The organism is Clostridium sp. KLE 1755, assembly GCF_000466465.2.
Lineage (GTDB): Bacteria > Bacillota > Clostridia > Lachnospirales > Lachnospiraceae > Eisenbergiella > Eisenbergiella porci.
On record NZ_KE992669.1, the window covers coordinates 1 to 9,110 of the forward strand.

The 9,110-nt window shown below is 49.6% G+C and carries 8 protein-coding genes; all 8 read right to left on the bottom strand.

The genetic code is table 11. The features are described 5' to 3' along the window. Nucleotides 1-191: 191 nt before the first annotated feature. Nucleotides 192-674: a CvpA family protein gene (locus HMPREF1548_RS05310; RefSeq protein WP_021634799.1), complete on the bottom strand. Its 483-nt coding sequence runs from the start codon at nucleotides 672-674 to the stop codon at nucleotides 192-194. 10 nt (nucleotides 675-684) lie between these two features. Beyond that, nucleotides 685-1,887, bottom strand: a complete 1,203-nt coding sequence (locus HMPREF1548_RS05315; protein WP_021634800.1) for a DUF5711 family protein — start codon at nucleotides 1,885-1,887, stop codon at nucleotides 685-687. 122 nt (nucleotides 1,888-2,009) lie between these two features. Continuing rightward, nucleotides 2,010-3,839, bottom strand: a complete 1,830-nt coding sequence (locus tag HMPREF1548_RS05320) for a LysM peptidoglycan-binding domain-containing protein (RefSeq protein WP_035321207.1) — start codon at nucleotides 3,837-3,839, stop codon at nucleotides 2,010-2,012. A gap of 211 nt (nucleotides 3,840-4,050) precedes the next feature. Next, nucleotides 4,051-5,091 carry an aldose epimerase family protein gene (locus HMPREF1548_RS05325; protein WP_021634803.1) on the bottom strand — a complete coding sequence of 347 codons (1,041 nt, stop codon included), beginning with the start codon at nucleotides 5,089-5,091 and terminating at the stop codon, nucleotides 4,051-4,053. 50 nt (nucleotides 5,092-5,141) lie between these two features. After that, on the bottom strand, nucleotides 5,142-5,738 hold the full coding sequence (recR, locus tag HMPREF1548_RS05330; protein ID WP_021634804.1) for a recombination mediator RecR: 597 nt from the start codon (nucleotides 5,736-5,738) through the stop codon (nucleotides 5,142-5,144). After that, nucleotides 5,738-6,085: a YbaB/EbfC family nucleoid-associated protein gene (locus tag HMPREF1548_RS05335; protein ID WP_021634805.1), complete on the bottom strand. Its 348-nt coding sequence runs from the start codon at nucleotides 6,083-6,085 to the stop codon at nucleotides 5,738-5,740. Before HMPREF1548_RS05335 ends, recR begins: the two co-directional genes overlap by 1 nt. A gap of 161 nt (nucleotides 6,086-6,246) precedes the next feature. Next, nucleotides 6,247-7,836 carry a DNA polymerase III subunit gamma/tau gene (gene dnaX / locus HMPREF1548_RS05340; protein WP_021634806.1) on the bottom strand — a complete coding sequence of 530 codons (1,590 nt, stop codon included), beginning with the start codon at nucleotides 7,834-7,836 and terminating at the stop codon, nucleotides 6,247-6,249. A gap of 21 nt (nucleotides 7,837-7,857) precedes the next feature. Beyond that, nucleotides 7,858-8,931 (bottom strand): 6-phosphofructokinase, encoded by a 1,074-nt coding sequence (locus tag HMPREF1548_RS05345; protein WP_021634807.1) that lies wholly within the window; start codon nucleotides 8,929-8,931, stop codon nucleotides 7,858-7,860. Nucleotides 8,932-9,110: the final 179 nt, after the last annotated feature.

Here is a 9,110-nt window from a genome sequence, read left to right on the forward strand (position 1 = left end):
CTTTTTTCAACTTTTTTTGTTTCTTTCAAGCTGTTGTTGCACCGTTGTTCGCGGTGAGTCTTATTTTAGCATCATGTATCATAAGATGTCAACAGCTTTTTTCAATTTTTTTACAAGTTTTTGGAATATTTTAAAAAGCCCAATATATTGTGGTAGTGCGTTCTATATATTGTGTTAAAAGAGCTGGATATCTACTTTAAAGCAGATATCCAGCCCGCGATATAGTTGGAATCATACAACCGGAGAAGCCATTCATTTTCATTTGTCCATTTCATTATCTGCTCGCCGAAGCTTCCTGTGGGAAAACTCTGTATAATAATGTAGGTAATCCACAGGGCGACTACTACTTCCATCAGGCCGGCGGCAATCCCCAGAAGGCTGTTGAACAGGTTTATGATGGGAAGGCCTGCTATGGTTTTCAGGGAACGCAGGACAATGCTGAGCAGATGGAACACAATTCCTGTAATAAGAATCAGTATGATGGCAATGATCCCATTTTGGTTATTGTGATCCATAAAGCTGGATATGGCCATAATGGCCAGCGCCAGGACAAAAAGGGCTATCACCAGGGAAACAAGGCGGTTAACTTCCTCCGCCAGTCCTGTTTTAAATCCTCTGACAGCGCGCCAGATGCCAAGCGCTATGAGAATGATCAGCAGTAGGTTGATATTCATTTGTATACTCCTATTTCATTTCAATGATGTCAATGCTGTCCTTAGACACGGCAAGATACTTCTTGGCGCTGACAGGAGAAAACAGAAGCAGGGGATTCTCAAATTCGCCATGGAAGCGTACCAGTCCATGCAGGTTGGCAATCATACACTGTGTTTCATTATATATAATGATACTGTCCTTGTAGAGAATAATATCCTTATATTCAATATCAAAGTATTGGGAGGTTACTACCGTGCCTGATGTATTGTAAACATCCAGGCGGTATTTTCCCTGGCCTGTGGTATCCAGGAAAACGAGTCCGATATAGCTTCCGCTGTAGAATACGCTCTGGATTTCGCCATCAAGGAAAACATCCGCGGAGCTTTTGGGCCGCTGGTCCCCGCTGTAAATCACAAGGCGGTTATCAGCAACGGCAAATGCCGTATCGTTGCTCAGGAAAGTAATATAAGGAATCACAGCATCCACATAATCAGCGCCACTGGCAAAGTTGTCCACAAAGTTCTGTCCTACGGAGCTGAAATTATAAAAGGCAACGCTGCTTTTAGTGGATCCGTTTTCTACCGCAATATAGGAAACCGCCATAAGCTTGCCATCCGGTGAAAGGGCCAGGGCGGCGGGATAGCCGCTTTTCTGCATGGTTGTTTTTACATAGGCTACTTTATCGCCCTGGGAGTTGTAGAGATAAATCCAGGTAATATTAGTATCCTCCAGGACTGCCGCCACCATACCGTTTTCAGATATCGCAAATTCTCTGATAGGAAGATTGGTGTCTATTTCCACGGAGTTTCCGGCCTGATCTATGTTGTGTATGATATGGCCATTGTAGTCTGCAACGGCTACCCTCGTTCCTGCCACTCTTACCATGGGATTCTGCATTTCATAGGTCTGATTCCAAAGGGCATTTCCTTTGGTGTCGGTGTAACTGATACCATCCTTGCTGTAGGTAAGAAAGCCATTGACATAGCTGAGGCAGGCAGCGCTGTCATACTGCTGTTTTTCTATGGAGGACAGGGTTATATAGCTGCTGAATACCTGGTTTTTTAACTGAACATATATTGTCGCTCCCAGTCCTGCACACAGAAGAAGCACCAGCAGTGTTCTGGTTATGATTGCCATTCTGTGCTTCAGGATCAGATCGCCAAAATTATGCGTATTCGGTTTTTTTTCTTTACGCTCTGCTTTTTTGCGCAGATAGTCACGTACATTTGGCATGGGAATCCTCAAATCTAATCTTTTATTATGGCCGGGCCGATTAAAAAAAGCCTCGTTGATGCAAAATCACGCGGCTTTTTTTCTCACCTTGCTCTGCCCTACTGGGATTATACCATAAATTTTCATTTAGGAAGTATAATTTTTTGGCCGGCAGCCAGGCGGTTCGGATCGGAGATGGAGTTCAGTTCGCATATTTCATCCATTTTATCGAGATTGCCGTAAAAATGCCGGCAGATATTGGCAAGATTGTCGCCGGATTTTACGGTATAGCTGGAGGGGACCGGTGCAGAGGCGGCCACGGCTTCGGAGGTGATGTCCGATGCAGGCTGCGCAGCATCCTTATTTTCATCGGGGGCCTGCTCTTTATTTGGGGATGGTGTCTGCTCTGCCTGGGCCTGTTGTCCAGCCTGAGCATTTTTTCCGGATGTGTTGTCTGCAACGGAAGTATTATCCATGGATGATGCATCAGCTGCGGCCTGTCCATCCTGTCCGGCGCTGCTGACAGAGGAGGACATGGCTGGAAGGGAGTCCGTCTGCTGTGCCTCACCTGTCTGTTTTGTATCGGCCTGACCGGAAGCCGTCTGGGATGTGCCTGTCCGGGATGTACCAGTTTGGGATGTATCTGTCTGAGACGAACCAGCCTGGGTTATATCTGTCTGAGGCGAACCCGTCTGAGATGCATCTGCCTTAGACGAACCAGTTTGGGTTATATCTGTCTGAGGTGAACCAGACTGGGTTATTGCAGCCGGGTCTATGGACGAGGGATCCGTTACCGATACTGCTGCGGCAGACGGGCTGGCATCTGCGGCGGATGCTGACGCATTGGCGGACGCCTGGGCGGAAGCATCGGTATTGGGGGGCTGCACCGGATTGTCACTGCCGGGAAGGGAAGCCTGTTTTTCTTCGATTTGCAGCGCGCTGTCAGCCAATGCATATTCCGAGGTTTCGGTTTCCGGCTGATGGGCGGCGTCTGCGAAGAGATTTCCGGCTTCTTTCATATCATTATAACGGTTAATGGAGGTAACGCCGATTCCACAGAGAACCAGGAGAATCAGCAGTCCTGCCGCCCGGCTTAAAATGGAGGAACTGCTGCCTGACTTCCTGCCGACCGGTTTTCTGCCGTCTGTAGTTTGGCTGGCTGCATTTCTGCCATATGAATAGCTGTTGCCGGCATTTTGGCCATCCTGATACCTGCTTTCCGTGCTTTTGGCGTCTGTACTTTTACCGCCCGGATATCCGCTGGCCGGGTTACCGAACAATGAACGTCTGCCGGAGGACGGTTTTCTTTCATAAGCTCTGGAATCCGGTCTGCCCAGGTCCGGTGCTTCGGCAGCCTGCATCATTTTTTCGCTGTCTTCCCGTTTTTCCGGGGAATCTATGTCGTAGCTTCTGGGCATACGCAGGATTCTTCTGGGTTCCTGTGCGGAGGGTTCGGATTCCGGTATGCCCTCGGGACTGTCTCCCGCTCTTTTCCCCATGATATTATCTCTGGCCTGTCCGCCTCTTGTTTTTCGTTCAAAGCTTCGGGAGGACGCCCGGGGCACTACCTCCTGCACGGTTTCTCCCGGCTGGTTCTGATGTACCGCAATCAGGTAAGACTGCATGTCCTCATTTTGTTCATAAAAAATAAAGTAGCCTTCCAAAGGGGCTGCATAGCCGTCTTCAAAAAAAAGCCAGGCTTCTTTATCATCATAGGTCGCCTCACCGATTCTGCTCTGTTTTGCAAAATATCGTCTCGCTGTGATCTCCCATCCGGGGCCTTCCTTGGCCGCACCATAAATAAAATAGTAACGGACATCCCCTTCCTTTTCAGTTTTGCCATAGAGGCAGAAATCCGCCGAGCTGCCTGTATCCCGGCATTGGGACAAATAAGTATGTACGTAGTCTTCTATGTATATTTTGTGACAGGAGTCCACGTCGCCTGCCTGCACTACATTTTTAGGTATCTGCATACTGCCACCGCCTTTTTTTCTTTCAATATAGCAGAGAAAGGACGCATATTTTGGCGGAATACGCGGCGTTGGCAACATTCTTTCCGACAAAAAACGGCAGGAGACAGGGCTGTTCCTTTTTTCAGGAAATCAGCCCTGTTCCTGCCGTATGTGGCCTGGCTTTTTCTACATTATATGCCGCTTGTTTCCTAATATAAGGGGATCAGGCAGTTTATTCAAACCGGAAAATGGTAACGGTGTTGTATTCCTTGTCCGGTCCGAATACGGCGGACGGGAAATCGGGTTCGTTGGCCGTGTCAGGATAGAACTGTGTTTCCAGGCAGAAGGCTGTGCGATTTCCATAGTTAGCTCCGCCCTTGCCGGTCTGTTCCGCCATGCCGTTGCTGGTATAGAACTGTACGCCGGGCAGATCTGTGAAAACCTTCATAGTCCTGCTGCCGGACGGATTGGAAGCCTCAGCAACAAGTCTTACGTTTCCGTCATAGTTATCCAGGCACCAGTTATGATCATAGCCGCCTACAAGCTCCAGCTGTTCCCATTCTTTGTCAATATCTGCCCCGATTTTCTTGGGAGCGTTGAAATCCATGGGCGTGCCTTCTACAGGAAGCAGTTTTCCGGTGGGAATGGCTCCGGGAAGAATTTCAGTAAAGTATTTGGAGTGCAGTGTTACCAGATGATCGGAAATATCACCTGCATCATGGCCGTCCAGGTTAAAATAGGAATGGTTGGTCATGTTGAAAATTGTATTTTTATCACTGGTTCCGTGATATTCCAGCTTCAGTTCGTTTTCTTCATTTACGGTATATGTAACCTGCAGCTTCTTGTTTCCGGGGAAGCCCATGTCTCCGTCAGGCATATCCAGAGTAAAAACAACGCCGTTTTCCACTTCGCAGGCATCCCATACTCTCTTATGGCTGCCCAACTCCTTATGGCTGTGCAGGTTGTTCACTCCGTCATTGGGGTCTAAATGATATTCCACGCCGTCCAGGGTGAATTTTGCATTAGCAATTCTGTTTGCATTCGGGCCGATTACCGAGCCGAAAAAGCATCCGTTCACAAAATAATCGGACAGCTTGTCGTAGCCCAGAACCACATCCGCTGAATGGCCGTTTTTATCCGGTACGATTAAATCCACAAGGATTGCGCCGTAGCTCATCACTCTGGCCTTCATCCCTCTACTGTTTGTAAGGGTATAGATGTATACCTCTTTCCCATCTTTAGTAGAACCGAAAAGTTCCTTTTGTACTCCCATTTCTCGCTCCCTTCCGCGTGCCCGGGCACGCTAACACGCACATATGTTTTTTACATTTCCACTCTGCCTTCCAGCGCGCGCAGCAGAGTCACCTCGTCTATATATTCCAGGTCACCGCCGACCGGAACGCCGCTGGCAATTCTTGTCACCTTGACTCCGGTTGGTTTGATCAGCTTCCCTATATACATGGCAGTTGTTTCCCCCTCCAGGCTGGAGTTGGTGGCGATGATCACTTCTTTTACATCGCCTGTAAGCCGGTGCATCAGTTCCTTGAGCTTGATATCGTTTGGCCCGATGCCGAGCATGGGGGAAATGGCGCCGTGCAGGACATGGTATACGCCCTCATATTTTCCCGTCTTTTCATAAGCGGCAAGGTCCCTGGTATTTTCCACCACCATGATGACAGAATGATCTCTGTGGTCATTGGCGCAGATAGGGCATTTTTCGGAGTCGGTCAGCGTATAGCATTCCTCACAGTAGCGGACATGCTCCTTAGCCTCCGTCATGGTCCTGGCCAGCTTTTCCACCTTGGCCTTCGGCATGTTGATTATGTGGAAGGCAAGGCGCTGCGCAGATTTGCTGCCAATGCCGGGAAGGCCTGCCAGTTCATCAATTAATTTATTAATGTATCCGCTGTAAAGATCCATCAGAAGGGAAAGCCTCCGCCCAGACCGCCGGTCATTTTATTCATTACCTCCGCATTGGCTTCCTCGGCCATGCGCATGGCTTCATTTACTGCGGCAACCACCAGGTCTTCAAGCATTTCGATATCGTCGGGATCAACTACTTCCTCTGTAAGCTTTACCTTGGTAACCTCCTTCTTTCCGGTTACGGTAACCTCTACCGCCCCGCCGCCTGCTTTCGCCGTAAATTCCTTGGTTTCCAGTTCTTTCTGGCTTTCCTCCATCTGACGCTGCATTCTCTGTGCCTGCTTCATCAGGTTATTCATGTTTCCGGGCATTCCGCCTCCGGGAAATCCGCCTCTTTTTGCCATAATAAATAAATCCTCCTTATTTCTGCCTGGTTGGTAACTGTTCAGTACCTGCAGTTGTATTAATTGTATTATTTGTACCGCATTGCAGGCTTTCTGTCAATGGCCTGCTTAAGCTGTTTCATCTTCTGCTCTTTATTATAACGGCTCAGACAGCCGGGCTGTTACTCTTCTTCTATTTCCATGTGGATGATCTGTGTGAGATCCACGTAGGAATCCTCAAAGTCCCTGTCAGAACGGGAGGCTGTGATATTGACCTCTATCTGCTTTTGCGAAAATTCGGAAAGAAGCTTTTCCAGCTCCTGTTTGTTGCCTTCCTGCTTGAGGAAGTAATCGGAAGCCAGGCCATCCTCCACTACCAGCATCAGCCGGTTATCGCCTCCGAGGCTGAGTTTTGCTTTTTTCAGATAGAGCTTCATGGGCATGGCGGTCTGTCCCACCAGGGTGGGCCAGTTGGCCACTATTTTGGAGACATCCTCAGGTATGGCCTTGGGCAGTTCTGCCCTGGTAAGGGATGTCTGCGCGGCTCCGGAAGGGGCGTTTGCGGCAGTGCCTCCTGCGGCCTGGGTTCCGGCCGGGGCCTGCATAACAATGCCTTTTTCCAGCTGCTGTTCCACCGCGCGCAGCCGGTCAAGAAGGGAGTCCTGGCTGACCTCCATCTGCGGGCGGCACAGCTTGATCAGCGCCATTTCTATCAAAATGCGCTTCTGTCCGGCATAGCGGATACGTCCGGAAAGCTCCGACAGCTCCCTGATGTAGCGCATAATTGCATCGGGTTGCGCCATTTCGGCCTCTTCTTTTAAGCGTACCAGATTATCACTGGATACGTCAATGACATCTTCAATCGCGCCTTCATCCGAAGTTTTGATAAGAAGCAGGTTCCTGAGATACCATGCAAAATCGGACACAAACTGGGTAAGCTCCCTTCCCTGCATGACAATTTCTTCCAGGATGCCGATACAGTCAGTAACGCTTCTGTCCAGGACGGCGCGCAGAAGGCGGCTGAAGACCTCGGTATCCACCGCGCCCAGCACATCAAGAACCATGTCATAGGTGAGTTCCTTCCCATAATGGAAGGCGATGCACTGATCCAGAAGGCTCAGGGCGTCACGCATGGAACCGTCCGCAGCCTTTGCCACGTAGCGGAGCGCTTTTTCTTCCACCTGCTGCTGTTCCTGGACCATCAGCTCCCGCAGCCGGCCGGTGATGGTATCGATGGTTATTCGTTTAAAATCGTAGCGCTGGCACCGGGAAAGGATGGTTACCGGGATTTTATGCACTTCTGTGGTTGCAAGGATAAAAATAACATAGGAGGGCGGTTCCTCCAGCGTTTTGAGCAGGGCGTTGAAGGCCCCTATGGAAAGCATATGCACTTCGTCGATGATATAAACCTTGAACCGTCCTTCTGCCGGTGAATAGGAAACCTCATCCACAATTTCGCGGATATTGTCCACGCCGTTGTTGGAGGCGGCGTCGATTTCGATCACATTCATGCTGGCTGCCGCCGCAATGGCGCGGCAGCTCCGGCACTCACCGCAGGGAGAGCCGTCAACCGGGTGTTCACAGTTGACGGCTTTCGCGAAAATTTTTGCTATGGTTGTCTTTCCTGTTCCTCTTGTCCCGCAGAACAGATAGGCATGTCCGATGCGGTCCGCCTCTATCTGGTTCCTCAGTGTCGTGACAATGTGGTCCTGGCCCTTCACGTCCTCAAAGCGTTCCGGGCGAAATTTACGGTAAAGAGCTGTGTAAGACATTTTTTACCTCATCTTCCATTCTTAATCTCCGAAGCTGATTCCCAGCATCTTGGCTTCCTTTACAATGGATGAACCGGGATCCACCATCTTCAGCTTGCCGGCTACTTCTTCCAGAGGGACTTTTACAATTTCACGGTTTTTATAGCCAACCATGAAGCCGTATTCTCCTTTCAGAATCAGTTTGCCTGCCTCTGAACCGAGCCTGCTGGCAAAAACTCTGTCATACGGGCACGGGGTGCCGCCTCTCTGGGTATGTCCGGGTACAGTGACACGGACCTCCATTCCGCTCTTCTTGGCAATCTGGTCCGCAATCTCATAGGAAACTGAAGGATAGGTGTAATTCTCCAGTTTTTTCTTGTATTCTTTTTTGGAGAGCTTGGCATCTTCCTTGGAAATGGCTCCTTCTGCCACCGCCAGGATGGTAAAGCGGCTGCCTCTGTCATGGCGCTCTTTGATTGCGTCAATCACTTTATTGATGTCATAGGGGATCTCCGGTATCAGGATGACGTCCGCGCCGCCTGCCATGCCCGCATTCAGCGTAAGGAAGCCCACCTTATGGCCCATCACCTCTATAATGAATACTCTTCCGTGGGAGGCTGCCGTGGTATGGATGTTGTCAATTGCTTCCGTTGCTATATTGACCGCGCTCTGGAAGCCGAAGGTCATATCTGTGCCCCAGAGGTCGTTGTCTATCGTCTTGGGGAGGGTGATGATGTTCAGGCCTTCCTCTTTGAGCAGGTTGGCTGTTTTATGGGTCCCGTTTCCGCCCAGGATAACCAGGCAGTCCAGCTGGAGCTTATGGTAGTTCTGTTTCATGGCTTCCACCTTGTTCAGGCCGTTTTCATCCGGTTCCCGCATCAGCTTGAACGGCATGCGGCTGCTTCCCAGGATGGTGCCGCCCTTTGTCAGGATGCCGGAAAAATCAGAACCGGTAAGCATGCGGAACTTTCCGTAAATCAGGCCTTTATAGCCGTCAAGGAAACCATAAATCTCCACGTCTTCCTTCGCATTGAACAAAGTTTTGGCAACGCCCCGCATGGCCGCATTCAAAGCCTGGCAATCCCCGCCGCTGGTTAACATTCCAATTCTCTTCATGGATAGAACCCTCCTTTATTTTTGCCATCCCGATTCCCTTCTCTGTGAGAAAACCGTTCTGTATGCAGTGTCTCCCGCCAATCGGGAAATACACCAATATATCTAAAATTATATAATATTTCCAAAGGGATGTACATCGTTTTTTTCCGGGGAGTGAGGTGTAGGTATTGACACCAAAA

Excerpts from the sequence above, each read along its gene's own strand:
- HMPREF1548_RS05310 (WP_021634799.1), bottom strand. The coding sequence starts at position 674 with ATGAATATCAACCTACTGCTGATCATTCTCATAGCGCTTGGCATCTGG.
- dnaX (WP_021634806.1), bottom strand. The coding sequence starts at position 7,836 with ATGTCTTACACAGCTCTTTACCGTAAATTTCGCCCGGAACGCTTTGAG.
- recR (WP_021634804.1), bottom strand. The coding sequence starts at position 5,738 with ATGGATCTTTACAGCGGATACATTAATAAATTAATTGATGAACTGGCA.
- HMPREF1548_RS05325 (WP_021634803.1), bottom strand. The coding sequence starts at position 5,091 with ATGGGAGTACAAAAGGAACTTTTCGGTTCTACTAAAGATGGGAAAGAG.
- HMPREF1548_RS05320 (WP_035321207.1), bottom strand. The coding sequence starts at position 3,839 with ATGCAGATACCTAAAAATGTAGTGCAGGCAGGCGACGTGGACTCCTGT.
- HMPREF1548_RS05315 (WP_021634800.1), bottom strand. The coding sequence starts at position 1,887 with ATGCCAAATGTACGTGACTATCTGCGCAAAAAAGCAGAGCGTAAAGAA.
- HMPREF1548_RS05335 (WP_021634805.1), bottom strand. The coding sequence starts at position 6,085 with ATGGCAAAAAGAGGCGGATTTCCCGGAGGCGGAATGCCCGGAAACATG.
- HMPREF1548_RS05345 (WP_021634807.1), bottom strand. The coding sequence starts at position 8,931 with ATGAAGAGAATTGGAATGTTAACCAGCGGCGGGGATTGCCAGGCTTTG.